The following is a 15382-nucleotide window of genomic DNA, read 5'->3' as shown; positions in this document are numbered from 1 at the left end:
CCGGGGTGTATTCCAAGGTGACTCCTTCGCAGAACTGCATTTAAAGGTGCAAACGGCGGCGGGGCCTCAAACATTCCCGCCGCCTGTGCGCACAATGGCAGACTGGGGAGATGTGCGGACGATACGTCATGGCAAGGGCCGTCGGTGACCTGATGATGGAATGCGGCGCTGAAGTTCCGGGGGACTTCGGCCTCAAGGAGTCCTACAACGTGGCGCCCACGGACGACGTGCCGATCGTCCTGGAGCGGCTGATCGACGGCGCCGTCCGCCGCCAGCTGCATATCGCCCGCTGGGGCCTGGTGCCGCGCTGGGCCAAGGAGATCTCCGTCGGCTCGCGTTCCTTCAATGCCCGGATTGAATCCGCCGCAGAAAAACCGACCTTCCAGGACTCGGTCCATACCCGCCGCTGCGCGGTCCCGGTGGACGGTTACTACGAGTGGAAGAAGCTCGGCGTCAAGACCAAGCAGCCCTATTTCGTGCGCCGCGGGGACCATGCGCCGATTTTCTTCGCCGGGCTGTATGGCTGGTGGAAAGACCCGTCCAAGGCCCCGGACGCCGAAGACGCATGGCTGCTCTCCGCGACCGTGCTGACCGCGCCGTCGCCGCCGGCAGACAGCGGCTCGCCGGTCCTGCGGGAACTGGCCGGGCTGCATGACAGGTACCCGGTGCCGATGGACACGGACACCATGGCTGGGTGGCTGGATCCCACCGTCAGGGATGGGACGCACCTGCTGGAGATGCTCCGGAACAGGGCGTACGACGCCGCCACTGACTGGACGCTGGAACCGGTAGGTCCCGCTGTGGGCAACGTCCGCAACAATTCGCCGGAACTGATCGTTCCGCAACCCTCGCTGCTGGATGGTTAGCCTGCGGCACCCAAGTGGACGGCGCCGTCGTCGTCGATCTTGAATCCCGGGTTGAAGACAATGTCCCAGCGGTAACCGTCAGGATCGGCGAAGCAACCGCTGTAACCGCCCCACGCCTGGTTACGTGCCGCCGAAACAAGGGTGGCGCCGGCGGCGAGCGCCTGCGCGATGAGATCATCCACGTCGCCAGGACTGGCGGCGTTCTGGCCCAGTGAGACCGGGATGGACGGTCCGCCGTCGTTATGGCCCACGTCCCCGTATTCGCTGCGCATGCTCTCCACGTTCCAGAGCCCCAGCATCTGGCCGTGGGCAATCTGGACGAAGAAGATTTCGCCTTCTTGCTCGAACAGCGGTTCCCAGCCCAGGCCGTCAATGTAGAAGCGGCGGGCAGCGGCAACGTCCCGCACTCCAAGGGTCAGAGCGGTGACTTGTGGTCTCATGCCTCAATCGTCGCCGGTCGGGAGGCGGACGGCAAGAAGCCCGGCCGGATCCGGCAACCGCTGCTGCGGTGCTCGGAACCCGGCCGGGCTCCTGTCCTTGGGTTACTCCTGTCTCTGGGCTACTGGGCGATCATGGTGAAGATGTTGAAGCCATGCCCAATCTGGATACGGGGGCTCAGGCCGCTGCCGTTGCCCGGGTAGAGCCAGAGCCTGCCGTCATTGTGACGGGCGATGACATCGTTGTTGGCGCCCGTATCGAATGCGCCCGGTCCAACCAGCGAAGTCATGGAGTTCCAGCCGCTGGAGCCGATCATGGTCCGTGCACTGAAGCCACCGGTTCCGTTGCCCTTGTACAGATAGAGCCGGCCGTTGCTGTCCCGTGCGATCATGTCGTTCGTAGAGCCTGCATCGAAGGTTCCGACGCCGGCGAGTTCGGTCATGGCGTTCCAGCCGCTGGCACCGGCCAGAGACTTGGTATTGAAGCCGCCGTTGCCGTTGTTGGGGTAGAGCCACAGCTTGCCGGCACTGTCACGGGCGAGCAGATCAGGAGTGGTGTCGCCATTGAAGTCGCCCGGAACGACGAGCTCCGACATCGAGTTCCAGCCACTTGCACCGATCAGCGTGCGACCCGAAAGCCGGCCGTCGCCTGCGCCGGCGTAGAGCCAAAGCCTGCCGGAGGTGTCGCTGGCGATCAGGTCCGCCCTGGTATCGCCATTGAAGTCACCGGGCATCAGCAGCGAGGTCATGACATTCCAGCCACTGTTGCCGATGTTGAGCCGTGGAGACAGCGTGCCGGCATTTGTGCCGCCGTAGAACCAGAGTTTGCCATCGCTGGTGCGTCCGATGTAATCCGGGTTCGTGTCGCCGTTCATGTCCTTCTGGATGCCCGTTCCCATGGGGCCCGCAGTAGTGCCGATTCCCCAGCCGTGAGCGGCTGGCGTCCCGACGTTGCCCGCCGTGTCAACGGCGCGGACCTTGAAGGTGTACACCACCCCGTTCATTTGGGCGTCGTAAGTCTTGCCTGAAGCGCAGTTTGTCTCCCAGGCCGAGTTGGACGGCATCAGCTGGCAATCGTAGGAGCTGTTGGTCTCGTTGCTGCCGAAGTTGAACGAAGGCGTCGTATCTGCGGAGGGATTGGACGGCACCGGGGCAGCAATGCTAGCCGTTGGAGCAACGGTGTCTACCGTGATGGTGACCGGGGTCGACGTCAGGAACTCCGGTGCTGCCGGATCGGTGGCGAAGGCAGGATTGTTGATCCTGGCCCTGATCTGGTGGGATCCATCTGTGAGCGCCGCCGGCAAGGTGAGGCTGTAGCCGTTGCCAGTACTCGTTCCCGTCACGGCAGGAGTGGTTGAATTGCCGACCAGCAGGCTGACTTCGGTACCTGCCGGAGCGTCCACAGTAAAGGTAGGCGTGGCGACATTGGTGATGTTATCCGTGGCCGACTTGCCACTGTCACTGGAATCGGCCAGATTTGGAGTGCTTGGTGCCCCGTCGACTTCCTCTGAAATGACGCCTTGGATGTTGAAGGTATCGACCGTGAGGGTGTTGACGCCCGGGCCTCCTGCATTGAGCCCTGTCACCCGCACGAAGTTGTTGCCGGAAGGTGCCCCTGTAACGGGGGCGGGAACAGTAGGATCGCCGAGCCGTCCTGCAGGTGCATTAACCTGACGGAGGAAGGTGGCGGTGGTACCTAGCTGGTACTGGCCGAGGAAGGCGTCACCGACGGCGTCCCAGTTGCATGGAGCGCCGGTGCAGCCACTATCGATCGTTTCGTTGATTTCGCCTACGCCTCTGTCGTCATCAACCGCTACAAAAGTGTGTTCGCCGTAGGGGTGAGTGATGGTGTAGCTCTGGCCTATAACGAGGTTTGTGAGGCGGAAGCGGAGCCGGGCAAAGCCCATTTGGTCCCCGTCAACCACGGCCTCATTGGCGTGCGCGCCCTCGAGGGCGGCTTCGTACAGGCCAAGGTTTCCGTTGCTGGCTTCCGCATGGAACCAGAAGGCTTCGTCGGGGAAGTTGTCCGGGTAGGAAGCGGGGCCTGCGTTCGGCTGGGGGGAGACGCAACCGTCTTCCGCCGTGTAGCAGTACTTGAGTTTGACGGTTCCGTCGGAGTACCAGGTGGGGTACCCGTGCTGCGGGTCCACCTCGCCCCTTCCCGCGAGTTCGGCGTGCGCCGGTATCGCAGCAAGTGGAGTGAAGGCAGCCGCAAGCATGGCGGCAGCCGTCAGGGAAGTGACAATGCGTTTCCGGGTCGGGCTAGGTTGTAATTCTGCCCTGGGTGCGAGTGACATGCTGGGCTCCTTGTGAGGTGTCCCCCTCGGACACCTTTACCTCTAGGTGTTACTGATAGCGCGGGATGCGCTGAGATAACTGTGGACTTCGGTTATTGGATAAATCTTGGGGTACCCAGACATCTTGTCGGTGGTGGTTTGTAAGCTCATCTTTGAATCGAATACGTATTCGAATAGAATGAAGAGGTCAACCATTTCGACGGGCGTGTCGGCAGGAGCATGCCACGAAGTGTTTGGCCCGTATTTCCAGAAGAAAGGTGACTGGAACATGGGTGTTTTCAGCGAATCAGTAGAAGTTGTTTGTTCTCCTGCCGGCCAGCCGATCAGATTGCAGTGGCAGAACCGGACCTGGCACATCGCCGCGGAACCGGTGCGGTGGTATGAGCGGCGAAAATGGTGGGCCGAAGAGCTCCGGGCCGAACGCGGCAGGGGAGCGGGACTGGTGGACCATGAAATCTGGCGGGTCCAGGCACGGCTGAACAACCGCTCGGAACTGCGCACGCTTGATCTTTCCCATCAGGCAGATACAGGACGCTGGCGGCTGATCAGGGTCCATGATGCCCTGCAGCGCCTGAGCGCTTAATACGTACCTGCCTCGCTGTCCGCGGAAGCTTCTTGTCCCGTCTCTTTTACCTGTTCATTGGATGATCATGAGCTTTACCCACTTGCATGTTTCATCGGCCTTCAGTGCCCACTACGGTGTGTCCTGGCCGTATGAACTGGTGGCAGCGGCGGCCGCGGATGGAGGGGATGCCTTGGCCTGTACTGATAGGGACGGACTGTACGGAACGGTCAAACATGTCAAAGCCTGCCTGGCCGCCGGGATCGATCCGATTGTGGGGGTAGACCTCGCCCTCCGTGGTTCCCAGGGGCAAAGCATTGGCCGGGTGGTTGTCCTGGCCCACGGCCATAACAACGGCAGGGGCTATCACGCCTTGTGCCGGTTGATCTCGGATGCGCATGAAGGTACAGCCTCCGGCCGCGGCGCCAAGGGCAGGGAACCGGGTGTGGGCATAGCACAGATAGCACACCGCGCCGCAGGTTCCCCGGAGTCATCTGATGCAGGTTCCCCAGCTATGCTCACGGTGCTGCTTGGTCCGTATTCTGATGTTGGACAGGCTTTGCGGCACCGCCGTTATGCGGAGGCCCGCCGGCTGGCGGGTCGTTGGCGCAGCATCATGCCAGCCGGTTCCCTGGTGCTGGAAGTGGTCAACCACCTCAGTCCGCCTGGAGACAATCTCAGTACGGCCCATGCCGTAAGAATGTTAAAGCTGGCCGCTGACTTGGACTTGCCGGCAGTGCTTACAAACGCGGCGAGATACCGTCAAGTGGATGACGCCGCTACAGCAGACGTACTGGACTCCGTCCGTGCTTTAACCGCGCTCGCAAAGCTGCCGGATCTGCAGCCCAACGGCCAAGGCTGGCTCAAAAGTTCGGCTCAGATGCAGGTCCTGGCCTATGAAACCGCACAGGAGGCAGGTATCGGCCGTGCCGGCGCCGGGAAACTGCTTGCGATGACTGAAACAGTTGCAGATCGCTGTCGGATGGATCCGTACCAGGACATGGGTTACAAGAACCCGGTGGTACCGGAGGCATCGGTAATCGGGATCGGCCAGGATCCGGTGACAGAACTTATCCAACGATGTGAGGCAGGGATTACCGACAGGTTCCCCGGCATCAGCGGCAAAGCCGAGCATGAGCTGCGGGATCGCCTTACCCATGAATTGGGGATTATCACCAGATTAGGGTTCGCCTCGTATTTCCTGACCGTGGCCGAGGTATCAAAGATCATCACCGATATGGGGGTCAGGGCATCGGCCCGGGGATCTGGCGCTTCGAGCCTGGTGAACTATTTGCTTTACATCAGCCATGTCAACCCGCTGGCCCATGGGCTGATCTTTGAACGGTTCCTCTCCCGCGACCGTTCAACCCTGCCGGATATCGACATTGACGTGGAAAGCGCCGAACGCCATAACGTCTACCGGCGGATCTTCGAACGGTTTGGGGACCGTCGGGTGACTTTGATGAGCATGCAGAACGGCTACCGCGCTCGCGGTGCCGTCCGTGATGCCGGGCTGGCTCTGGGGATGGAAGAGGAAGACATCTCCGGCATTGCCAAACAGCTTTGGCGTTTCTCCGCCCGGAAATTCCGGGAAGCGATGGAAGAGAAGCCCGAGCTTCGTGATTTTTCCGCACAGGTGGAGCAGAACAAACAGCTGGATTTGCTGGTGGATGTGACGGAGCGGTTGGATAGGCTGCCACGGCATATTTCCATGCATCCCTGTGGCGTGATTCTGGGGGACGAATCCCTGCTGGACCGGACGCCGGTCCAGCCCAGTGGCCTCGGTCTGCCGATGAGCCAGTTCGACAAGCACGACATGGACCCGATGGGCATGCTCAAACTCGATGTGCTCGGGGTCCGGATGCAAAGTTCCATGGCCTATGCCGTGAACGAGGTTGTCCGTATCCATTCGGGAAAGGCCGCAGTTACCGCGGCCGGAAACCATCCGGTTGACGCCGGCGGAAATGGTCCCGGTTATATCGCCGAGGACGGCCGGATCGATTTGGAAGCAGTTCCGCTTGATGATGAAGAAACATTTGAACTGATCCGCAGCACCCACACCTTGGGGTGTTTCCAGATCGAGTCCCCGGGCCAACGGGAACTGGTGGGCAAAATGGCCCCCCGTAATTTCAACGACCTGATCATAGATATCTCCCTCTTCCGGCCGGGCCCAATGAAATCGGACATGGTCCGCCCTTTCCTGGAACAACGCCATGGATGGGCGCCCGAAAGCTACCCGCATGCGGATCTGGAAACCGTGCTTAAGGAAACGCACGGTGTCACGGTTTTTCACGAGCAGGTTTTGAGGACCTTCGATGTTTTTACCGGCTGCGGTCTGGCAAGGGCAGACGAGTTCCGGCGTTTACTGGGGGACGAGGCAGCAGAGCCAACAGTGGAGGAATATTTCCGCCGTCAAGCTATGGACCGCGGATACTCGGTGGACACCATTGACAAGATCTGGGACACGCTGAAAGCCTTCGGCAGCTTTGGGTTCTGCAAGGCACACGGGGCTGCCTTTGCCGTGCCCACCTACCAGTCGGCCTGGCTGAAGGCGCACCATCCCGAAGCCTTCCTGGCCGGCCTCTGGGAGCATGACCCGGGAATGTACCCACGAAGATTGCTGGTGGCAGAGGCACGCAGGATGGGAATTCCCATCCTGCCGCTGGATATCAACCGCAGCGCGGACACGTACCGGGTTGAGCGCGTACCTGCTGCCAACGGTGAACCGGAAAAACTCGGAATTCGCTTGAGCTTTGCTGGTATCTATGGATTATCAGCTGTAGAGCTGAAGCGTATTGTGGCCGGACAGCCCTATGATTCCCTGGCTGATTTGCGTGCCCGGGCCAAAGTCAGCAGACCTACATTGAAACGGCTGGCCAAACTGGGAGCCTTCGACGAACTCAACCACCTTGCCGGCCGCATGGGGACCTCCACCCGCGCGGATCTCGTCCATCATCTGGATAAGCCTCCCGTCCGCCCGGTTCCGCGCCGCTATGAACCCATCGACGGCCAGCTCTCCTTCCCTCTGGGCGATCTGGAATTAAGCAACCTCAAAACCTGCCTGCCGGAACCGACGATGCTGGAAAAGGTCCGCACCGAACTGGATCTGCTGGCCGTGGACGTCAGCGCCCATCTGATGGACAGCTACGCGCCGCTGCTGAAAGAACTAAATGTAACCGCAGCCAAGGACCTGCTTTCCCTGCGCAACGGAACTGAGGTTCTGGTGGCAGGAATCCGGGTCGCCACCCAAACTCCACCCATGCGCGGAGGCCGCCGTGTGGTGTTCATCAGTGTGGATGACGGCACGGGTTGTGTGGACTGCACTTTCTTCCATGAAGCTCAGGACAAGGCCGGGCCCTTGCTGTTCGGCACCAGGCTGCTGTTAATCCAGGGACTGACGAGGAGGACCGGACCGCGGGGGATGAGTCTGCAAGCCACCAACGCCTGGGATCTTTCCCGTCCGGAGACGCTGCCCCTGGTCCGTCCGGCGGAAACACCGGTGCCGGCACCTGAGCAGCCACACCTGCAACTCCCAACCCGGGCCATGTTGGTCGGGCTCAATATCAGCGGATAACATCAAAGAGGCTCGCGGCACCCAAAGTATGGTGGCGCGGTTCAGGCCTAAATCGAAACATAAGGAGACCTTCGTGTCAGCGCCCCAAAACATGACTCTCATCGTCGACGGCGAAGAGAAACAAGTGAACACGGGCACTACCGGGGCGGAGCTATTCTTCGAGCGCCGCGACGTCGTCGTTATGCGCGTCGACGGGGTGCTCAAGGACCTGGACCAGCCGCTGCCCGAAGACGCCAAGATCGAATCCGTCACCATCGATTCGCCCGACGGGCTGAACGTCCTGCGCCACTCCACCGCCCATGTGATGGCACAGGCAGTGCAGCAGCTCCGCCCGGACGCCAAGCTCGGCATCGGCCCGTACATCACCGACGGCTTTTACTTTGATTTCGATGTTGAGGAACCTTTCACTCCTGACGATCTGAAGACCCTTGAGAAGATGATGCTCAAGATCGTCAACCAGAACCAGAAGTTTGCCCGCCGGGTGGTCACCGAGGACGAAGCCCGGGCTGCGATGGCTGATGAGCCCTACAAGCTGATTCTGCTGGACAAGTCCGCCGAAGCCGATGAAGCCGGCGAGGGCGTAAACGTCGAGGTCGGTGCCGGCGAGATCACCATCTACGACAATGTGGACCGCAAGAGCGGAGACACCATCTGGTGCGATCTCTGCCGCGGCCCGCACCTTCCCAACACCAAGCTCATCTCAAACGCCTTCGCGCTGACCCGCTCGGCAGCCGCCTACTGGTTGGGCAACGAGAAGAACAAGCAGTTGCAGCGAATCTACGGCACCGCTTGGCCCACTAAGGAAGCGCTGAAGGCCTACCAGGAGCGCCTCGCCGAGGCCGAGCGCCGGGACCACCGCAAGCTCGGCTCGGAGCTCGACCTGTTCTCCTTCCCCGATGAACTCGGTTCAGGGCTGCCGGTGTTCCATCCCAAGGGCGGCATTGTCCGGAAGGCGATGGAGGACTATTCGCGCCAGCGGCACACCGAAGCAGGCTACGACTTCGTCTACACCCCGCACATCACCAAGGGGCACCTGTACGAAGTGTCCGGCCACCTGGACTGGTACCGCGACGGTATGTTCCCGCCCATCCACGTGGACGAGACCCGCGATCCCGAAACCAATGAAGTGGTCAAGCCCGGCCAGGACTATTACCTGAAGCCGATGAACTGCCCGATGCACAACCTGATCTTCCGCTCCCGCGGACGTTCCTACCGCGAGCTGCCGCTGCGGATGTTCGAATTCGGTTCCGTCTACCGCTATGAGAAATCGGGCGTGGTGCACGGGCTGACCCGGGTCCGCGGCATGACCCAGGATGACGCCCACATCTACTGCACCCGCGAGCAGATGAAGGACGAACTGACCAATACCCTGAACTTTGTGCTGGCGCTGCTCAAGGACTACGGGCTGGACGATTTCTACCTGGAACTCTCCACCAAGGACCCCGAGAAGTATGTCGGGGCGGACGAAGTCTGGGACGAAGCTACCCGTACACTGGCCGAGGTCGCCGAAGCCTCCGGACTGGAACTGGTTCCGGATCCGGGTGGAGCTGCGTTCTACGGCCCGAAGATCTCTGTGCAGGCCCGCGACGCCATTGGCCGTACCTGGCAGATGTCCACCATCCAGCTGGACTTCAACCTGCCCGAGCGCTTCGAACTTGAGTACCAGGCCGCGGACGGTTCCCGCCAGCGGCCCGTCATGATCCACCGTGCCCTGTTCGGCTCCGTCGAACGCTTCATGGGCGTGCTCATCGAGCATTATGCCGGTGCCTTCCCGGCCTGGCTCGCACCGGTGCAGGTTGTCGGTATCCCCGTGGCGGAGGCATTCAACGACTACATGGGCGAGGTCATCGCCAAGCTCAAGGCCGCCGGCATTCGGGCCGAAGCCGATTTTGGTTCGGACCGGTTCCCGAAGAAGATCCGGACCGCCAGCAAGGACAAGATCCCGTTTGTCCTCATTGCCGGTGGAGAAGACGCCGAAGCCGGCGCGGTGTCGTTCCGCTTCCGCGACGGCAGCCAGGACAATGGCGTACCCGTCGACGACGCCGTGGGCCGGATCGTTGAAGCCGTCCGTAACCGGGACCACCAGCTATGACGGATTCGGCGGGTGTACCTCACCAGCAGCCCGAAGGGCAGATGACCGACGAGTTCGAGCTGACCGGAGTCCCGGACGCCTTCCAGCGCCTCTGGACTCCGCACCGCATGGCCTACGTCAAAGGCGGACAGGACCAGTTCAAGGGCAAGGACGAGTGCCCCTTCTGCGTAGCGCCCGGGCGTAGCGATGAAGAGTCCTTGATCGTGTACCGGGGCAAGTTCAACTACGTTGTCCTGAACCTATTCCCGTACAACCCCGGCCACTTGCTGATTTGCCCGTACCGCCACGTTCCGGACTACACCGACATTACGGTGGAAGAAACAGCCGAGTTCGCCGAGCTGACCCAGACCGCCATGCGCGTGCTGCGCAAGGTGGCCAATCCAACCGGTTTCAATCTGGGCATGAACCAGGGTGTTACCGGGGGAGCAGGTGTGGCGGCACACCTGCATCAGCACGTCGTGCCGCGCTGGGGCGGGGACGGAAACTTCCTGCCGATCATCGCCCAGACGAAGGCCATCACGCAGACCCTGGACGAGGTCCGTCAACAGGTGGCGCAAGCCTGGCCGGCCGGGTAGCGGCACGGATGCTCAATAAGTACGCGCGTGGTTTCTTCGGGAAGCTGTTTTCCCCTTTGGCACGGCTGCTGATCAAACTCGGTGTTTCACCTGATGCGGTGACCATCATCGGCACTCTCGGCGTGTCCATCGGCGCCTTGGTCTTCTACCCCATGGGCGAACTGTTCTGGGGCACGCTCTTCATCACCGCGTTCGTCTTCTCGGACATGGTGGACGGGTTGATGGCTCGGATGCTCAACCGCAGCAGCAACTGGGGGAGCTTCCTGGATTCGACCTTGGACCGTCTGGCTGACGCCGCGGTGTTCGCCGGGGTCACCATATGGTTCTTCACGGGCGGAGCCAGCATTCCCATCGCCGTCGCGGCACTGATCTGTCTGGTTCTGGGGATGCTGGTTTCCTACGCGCGGGCGAAAGCCGAGTCCCTCGGCTGCCGGGCCGACGTCGGGATAGCAGAGCGTTCCGAGCGGCTCGTCGCGGTGCTGGTCTTCACCGGCTTCACCGGGCTCGGGCTGCCGCCGGTGGTGCTGCTCGTGGTGTTGGTCCTGCTGGCGGCTGCCAGCCTGGTGACCGTCATCCAGCGCATCCTGGCTGTCTACCGCCAGACGCAAGTCGAAGCGTGAAGCGTCCCTGACCTAGGTCCTGCCGCATGCCGTCATAGGTGAGCTGAAACACGACGGCACGGCGTATCATGAAATGTACTCCTTCCCACCAACTCCTAGGGGCTTTTAGTGTCCAGCAGTAACGAAACTTCAACTCACGCACCGGTAACGGGCAGCAGCCGGGTTAAGCGCGGTATGGCTGAAATGTTGAAGGGCGGCGTCATCATGGACGTCGTAACCCCCGAGCAGGCCCGCATCGCCGAAGACGCCGGCGCGGTCGCCGTGATGGCTCTCGAGCGGGTTCCCGCCGACATCCGTGCCCAGGGCGGCGTGTCCCGCATGAGCGATCCGGACATGATCGACGGCATCATCGAGGCCGTTTCCATCCCGGTGATGGCCAAGGCACGCATCGGCCACTTCGTCGAGGCCCAGGTCCTGCAGTCCCTCGGCGTGGACTACATTGACGAGTCCGAGGTCCTGACCCCGGCCGACTACACCAACCACATCGACAAGTGGAACTTCACCGTTCCGTTCGTCTGCGGCGCCACCAACCTCGGTGAGGCCCTGCGCCGCATCAATGAAGGTGCAGCCATGATCCGCTCCAAGGGTGAAGCGGGTACCGGCGATGTCTCCAACGCCACCGGGCACATGCGCCAGATCCGCGCGCAGATCGCCAAGCTCGCCGCCCTGCCGGAAGACGAGCTGTACGTCGCGGCCAAGGAACTGCAGGCCCCGTACGAACTGGTCAAGGAAATCGCTTCGACCGGCAAGCTTCCCGTGGTGCTCTTCACCGCAGGTGGTATCGCCACTCCGTCGGATGCGGCCATGATGATGCAGCTCGGGGCGGACGGCGTGTTCGTCGGTTCCGGCATCTTCAAGTCCGGCAACCCGGCCGAGCGTGCCGCCGCCATCGTCAAGGCCACCACCTTCTACGACGACCCGGACATGATCGCCAAGGTCTCCCGCGGACTGGGCGAAGCCATGGTCGGCATCAACGTAGACGAAATTCCTGAGCCGCACCGCCTCGCCGAGCGCGGCTGGTAGGAAACCAGGAACAACTAACGACGCCGGAAGTCCGGAACCGCTGAAAGCAACGGTTCCGGACTTCTTGCGTTAACACTCTTGGGGGACCGGATTGCGGCAAAAGCAGCGCTTGGTCCAGCAGACGCCGGTTCTGTTCAAAGTCAGTCGGCGTTCGCGTTGCCTCGGAGGTGGCTCGGCAGCCGGTTGCCGGGGATCCGGCTCCGGATGCGGATGATCTCCCGGACGTGCTGTTCCAGTTCGCGGTCCTCATCGGAAACCGGATGCCACGGGGGGATCGGTACGGCGGTGCCCGTCTCGTCGCGCGCCACCATGACCGTCAGACAATGGGTAGTCAACTCAAGTTCGCCGGTTTTCGGGTCGCCCGAGCGCACATGTACCGAGACGTGCATTCCCTTGTTGCCGGTGTAAACCAGCCGTGCCTCGACTTCGACCACATTGCCGATCAGCAAGGGACGGTAGAACCGCACGCCGCCGGAGAAGACGGCGACAACGTCCTTGCCGCAGTACCGCGACGCGCAAACGTAGGCGGCCTCGTCGATCCACTTCATCACAGTCCCTCCATGAACCTTCCCGCCCCAGTTCACATCGGCGGGGGCTGCCAGGAAACGCAGCACGGTGCGGGGAGCTGTTCCTGCTTCGGTGTACACCTGCCGGGACATCGCCTTCTCGATGTCGGCGCGGATGTCCAGGCGCTTGATGGCCAGCTGCTCCTGTTCCTTTTCCTCCGCGGTCCGGGGAATCCAGGGCTCTACCGGAATGGATTTGCCGTCCTTGCCCACCGCCACGAAGATCACCAGGCACCGACTGCGCATCGTGGCGCCGCCGCCCTTGGGATCTCCGGAGCTAACAGTGGTCTGGATGTGCATGCTGCTGCGCCCGGTGTAGATGATCGTGGATTCAACCTCGACCATGTCTCCGACGCGAACAGGATCGGCAAAGTGGATGTTGCCCACATAGGCCGTCACGCAATAGGACTTGCTCCAGCCCACGGCACAGGCATAGGCAGCCTTGTCGATCCACTCAAGGACAGTTCCGGCGTCAACCGTCCCGCTGTAACCGACATCCGTGGGAGCGGCGAGGAACCGAAGGGTGATGGAATTCTTCGCGGTGGCCGGTTCAGGCATTGGTCGTATCTCCTGGTTGGTGGTGGAATCAGCATTGCATTGTTCGTCGAAGGTTCCGCTAGCTGATGCTGGTCCGCTCGTTGCCGTCGAGTCCCCGTCGAGTGAGCAGCGGCCCGATTTCGGCGTCGCGGCCACGGAAATCGCGGAAGGCCTGCAACGGATCCATGCTGTTGCCCCGGGAGAGCAATCGGGTCCGGAAGCGGTCTCCGTTCTCCCGGTTCAGTCCGCCGTTTTCGCGGAACCACATCACGGTGTCCGCGTCCAGCACTTCGCTCCAGAGATATGAGTAGTAGCCGGCCGCATAGCCACCCGCGAAGATGTGCTTGAAATAGCCGCTGCGGTAGCGCGGGGGAATGATGTCCAGATCGAGTCCGGCGTCCTTAAGCGCCTCCTTCTCGAAGGAGAGCGGATCATCGATGCGCGTTCCTGCAGGCAGGCTGTGCCAGGCCAGATCCAGCAGGGCGGCCGCCAAATACTCGGTGGTGGCGAAGCCCTCGCCCCAGAGCCGCGCCGCATCGATCTTGTCGACGGTCCGCGGCGGAAGGGCGGCACCCGTGACGTGGTGGCGGGCATAGCCGTCCACGACCTGCGGCCACAACGCCCACATTCCGTTGACCTGGGAAGGATACTCAACGAAGTCCCGAGGCACGTTGGTTCCGGAGAACCGCGGATACCTGACCCGGGAGAACAAACCATGCAGCGCATGGCCGAATTCGTGGAAGAGCGTCACCACCTGGTCAAAGGTGAGCAAGGTTGGCTCGCCCGCCGCGGGTTTGGTGATGTTCAGATTGTTAACAACTACTGCCTGCTGGCCGAGCAAGCCGGACTGTTCGACAAACGAATCCATCCACGCACCCCCGTTTTTGGTCGGCCGCGCATAGTAGTCGCCCAGGAACAGGCCAAGTCCGGTGCCGTCGTCGTTCTTGACTTCCCAAACCCGGATATCCGGGTGATAGCCCGGCAGGTCCGGACGTGCTTCGAAGCTCAGTCCGTACAGTTGTTCCGCCGCGTGGAAGACGCCGCCATGGAGCACACTTTCGAGTTCGAAGTAAGGACGCAGCTGCGCCAGATCGACGTCATAGTCACGGCGCCGAACCTGCTCGGAGTAGAAGGCCAAGTCCCAGGGTTCGATGTCGTGTCCCGCCGCCGCGGCCAGGACGCCGGCCTCGGTCCGCGCATTGGTCACCGCCGCCGGCACCAGCTGCGCGAGCAGCTGACGCACTGCTTCAAGCGACGGCGCCGTTTGGGAATCTAGGGCGTATTCGGCGTGGTTCGGGTAGCCGAGCAGCGCGGCGCGCTCGGTGCGCAGTTCGGCCAATCGCGCTGCGAGGAGCACCGTCCGGTTTCCATCGTCGCCGCGGCCCACAGAGGCCTGGAAGAGGCGCCGCCGGGTCTCCCGGTTCGTGAGCACTTCGAGGGCAGGCTGGGCGGTCGGCAGGACCAGCGTCAGCAGCCAGCCGGTGTCATATCCGGCTTCCCGGGCGGCCTGAGCCGCGGCGGTCATGTCCTCTTCGGCCAGCCCGTCCAGAAGAGCGCGGTCAACCACGTGCAGGGCGGCAGCGTTCCCCGCGGCCAGGAGCTCCTGCGAATACTCCGTGGCCAGTTCCGACAAGCGCACGTTCAACTCGCGCAGCCGTTTCTGCCCGGCGGGCTCGAGGCCGGCTCCGGCCCGGCGGAAATGCTTGCGCAGCTCGGACACCAGGCGCAGATCCTCGCCGGCGAGGTCCTCGGCGCTCTCATCGACCGCCATGATGCGCCGGTACAGTCCTGGATGCAGGTAAACGTTGTCCTGGTGCGCGGCCAGCCGCGGGGACACGGCCTGTTCCAACTGCCGGATCTCCTCGGTCGCGTCTGCGGAGGCGATGTTGCGCAGGACCGCGGCCACACGCTGGAGCGTCCGGCCGGATCGCTCAAAGGCAACCATGGTGTTGCCAAAGGACGCCGGTTCCGGGTTCGCGGCGATGTCCTCGATTTCGGCCAGCTGCTGTGTGAATCCGGCCTCGAACGCGGGCAGGTATTCCTCGGCGCGGATGTCGGCGAAGGCCGGCAGCTCGTAGGGGAGCGTACTGGGGGCGAGAAACGGGTTTGCCATGGCACTACTTTGCCATGCGCAGCCGGTACTCCTGAGGTCATTTAGGGGCGGCGCAGACGCGTCGTTGAAGGCCACGCCTCGCTGCGGCTTACACTGACGGCATGCCAGAAAGCAGCGCAA

11 protein-coding genes are annotated in these 15382 nt (G+C 62.3%); 7 read left to right on the top strand and 4 right to left on the bottom strand.

Annotated features, from left to right (window positions below; translation table 11 throughout):
- Positions 1-110 precede the first annotated feature (110 nt).
- Positions 111-866 carry an SOS response-associated peptidase gene (locus tag AC5RWO_RS11215; RefSeq protein WP_498731453.1) on the top strand — a complete coding sequence of 252 codons (756 nt, stop codon included), beginning with the start codon at positions 111-113 and terminating at the stop codon, positions 864-866.
- Here AC5RWO_RS11215 and AC5RWO_RS11210 read toward each other — a convergent pair.
- Positions 863-1306, bottom strand: coding sequence for a VOC family protein (locus tag AC5RWO_RS11210; protein WP_498731452.1), 444 nt, complete (start codon positions 1304-1306; stop codon positions 863-865). The two genes, AC5RWO_RS11215 and AC5RWO_RS11210, sit on opposite strands and share 4 nt — an antisense overlap.
- Positions 1307-1425: 119 nt before the next feature.
- Positions 1426-3600, bottom strand: a complete 2175-nt coding sequence (locus AC5RWO_RS11205) for an FG-GAP-like repeat-containing protein (RefSeq protein WP_498731451.1) — start codon at positions 3598-3600, stop codon at positions 1426-1428.
- Positions 3601-3868: 268 nt separating this feature from the next.
- Here AC5RWO_RS11205 and AC5RWO_RS11200 point away from each other — a divergent pair, with 268 nt between their 5' ends.
- From AC5RWO_RS11200 to pdxS, 6 genes are all read left to right on the top strand, one after another.
- Positions 3869-4183, top strand: coding sequence for a DUF6504 family protein (locus tag AC5RWO_RS11200; protein ID WP_498731450.1), 315 nt, complete (start codon positions 3869-3871; stop codon positions 4181-4183).
- Between the two features lie 67 nt (positions 4184-4250).
- Entirely contained in the window at positions 4251-7736 is a 3486-nt protein-coding gene (locus tag AC5RWO_RS11195) for a DNA polymerase III subunit alpha (protein ID WP_498731449.1), read from the top strand.
- Between the two features lie 73 nt (positions 7737-7809).
- Positions 7810-9828, top strand: coding sequence for a threonine--tRNA ligase (thrS, locus tag AC5RWO_RS11190; protein WP_498731448.1), 2019 nt, complete (start codon positions 7810-7812; stop codon positions 9826-9828).
- Positions 9825-10403, top strand: coding sequence for an HIT family protein (locus AC5RWO_RS11185; RefSeq protein ID WP_498731447.1), 579 nt, complete (start codon positions 9825-9827; stop codon positions 10401-10403). The genes thrS and AC5RWO_RS11185 overlap by 4 nt, the downstream gene beginning before the upstream one ends.
- A gap of 8 nt (positions 10404-10411) precedes the next feature.
- A complete protein-coding gene (gene pgsA, locus AC5RWO_RS11180; protein ID WP_498731446.1) occupies positions 10412-11023 on the top strand; it encodes a phosphatidylinositol phosphate synthase in 612 nt (203 codons plus the stop codon).
- A 108-nt stretch (positions 11024-11131) separates the two neighbouring features.
- Entirely contained in the window at positions 11132-12046 is a 915-nt protein-coding gene (gene pdxS, locus AC5RWO_RS11175; protein ID WP_074702214.1) for a pyridoxal 5'-phosphate synthase lyase subunit PdxS, read from the top strand.
- Positions 12047-12186: 140 nt separating this feature from the next.
- Here pdxS and AC5RWO_RS11170 read toward each other — a convergent pair whose 3' ends face one another.
- Together AC5RWO_RS11170 and AC5RWO_RS11165 are read right to left on the bottom strand one after the other, a co-directional pair.
- A complete protein-coding gene (locus AC5RWO_RS11170) occupies positions 12187-13170 on the bottom strand; it encodes an acyl-CoA thioesterase (RefSeq protein ID WP_498731445.1) in 984 nt (327 codons plus the stop codon).
- Positions 13171-13228: 58 nt separating this feature from the next.
- Positions 13229-15262, bottom strand: a complete 2034-nt coding sequence (locus AC5RWO_RS11165; RefSeq protein WP_498731444.1) for a M3 family metallopeptidase — start codon at positions 15260-15262, stop codon at positions 13229-13231.
- Between the last annotated feature and the right edge of the window lie 120 nt (positions 15263-15382).

The organism is Arthrobacter sp. B055-34 (assembly GCF_059090425.1).
Note: the sequence above shows the minus strand (reverse complement) of the source record. Positions and strands in the feature narration are given on the sequence as shown.

Coding starts and splice junctions, on each gene's coding strand:
- AC5RWO_RS11200 (WP_498731450.1), top strand. CDS start 3,869: ATGGGTGTTTTCAGCGAATCAGTAGAAGTTGTTTGTTCTCCTGCCGGC.
- AC5RWO_RS11195 (WP_498731449.1), top strand. CDS start 4,251: ATGAGCTTTACCCACTTGCATGTTTCATCGGCCTTCAGTGCCCACTAC.
- AC5RWO_RS11185 (WP_498731447.1), top strand. CDS start 9,825: ATGACGGATTCGGCGGGTGTACCTCACCAGCAGCCCGAAGGGCAGATG.
- AC5RWO_RS11205 (WP_498731451.1), bottom strand. CDS start 3,600: ATGTCACTCGCACCCAGGGCAGAATTACAACCTAGCCCGACCCGGAAA.
- AC5RWO_RS11210 (WP_498731452.1), bottom strand. CDS start 1,306: ATGAGACCACAAGTCACCGCTCTGACCCTTGGAGTGCGGGACGTTGCC.
- AC5RWO_RS11165 (WP_498731444.1), bottom strand. CDS start 15,262: ATGGCAAACCCGTTTCTCGCCCCCAGTACGCTCCCCTACGAGCTGCCG.
- AC5RWO_RS11170 (WP_498731445.1), bottom strand. CDS start 13,170: ATGCCTGAACCGGCCACCGCGAAGAATTCCATCACCCTTCGGTTCCTC.
- AC5RWO_RS11215 (WP_498731453.1), top strand. CDS start 111: ATGTGCGGACGATACGTCATGGCAAGGGCCGTCGGTGACCTGATGATG.
- pgsA (WP_498731446.1), top strand. CDS start 10,412: ATGCTCAATAAGTACGCGCGTGGTTTCTTCGGGAAGCTGTTTTCCCCT.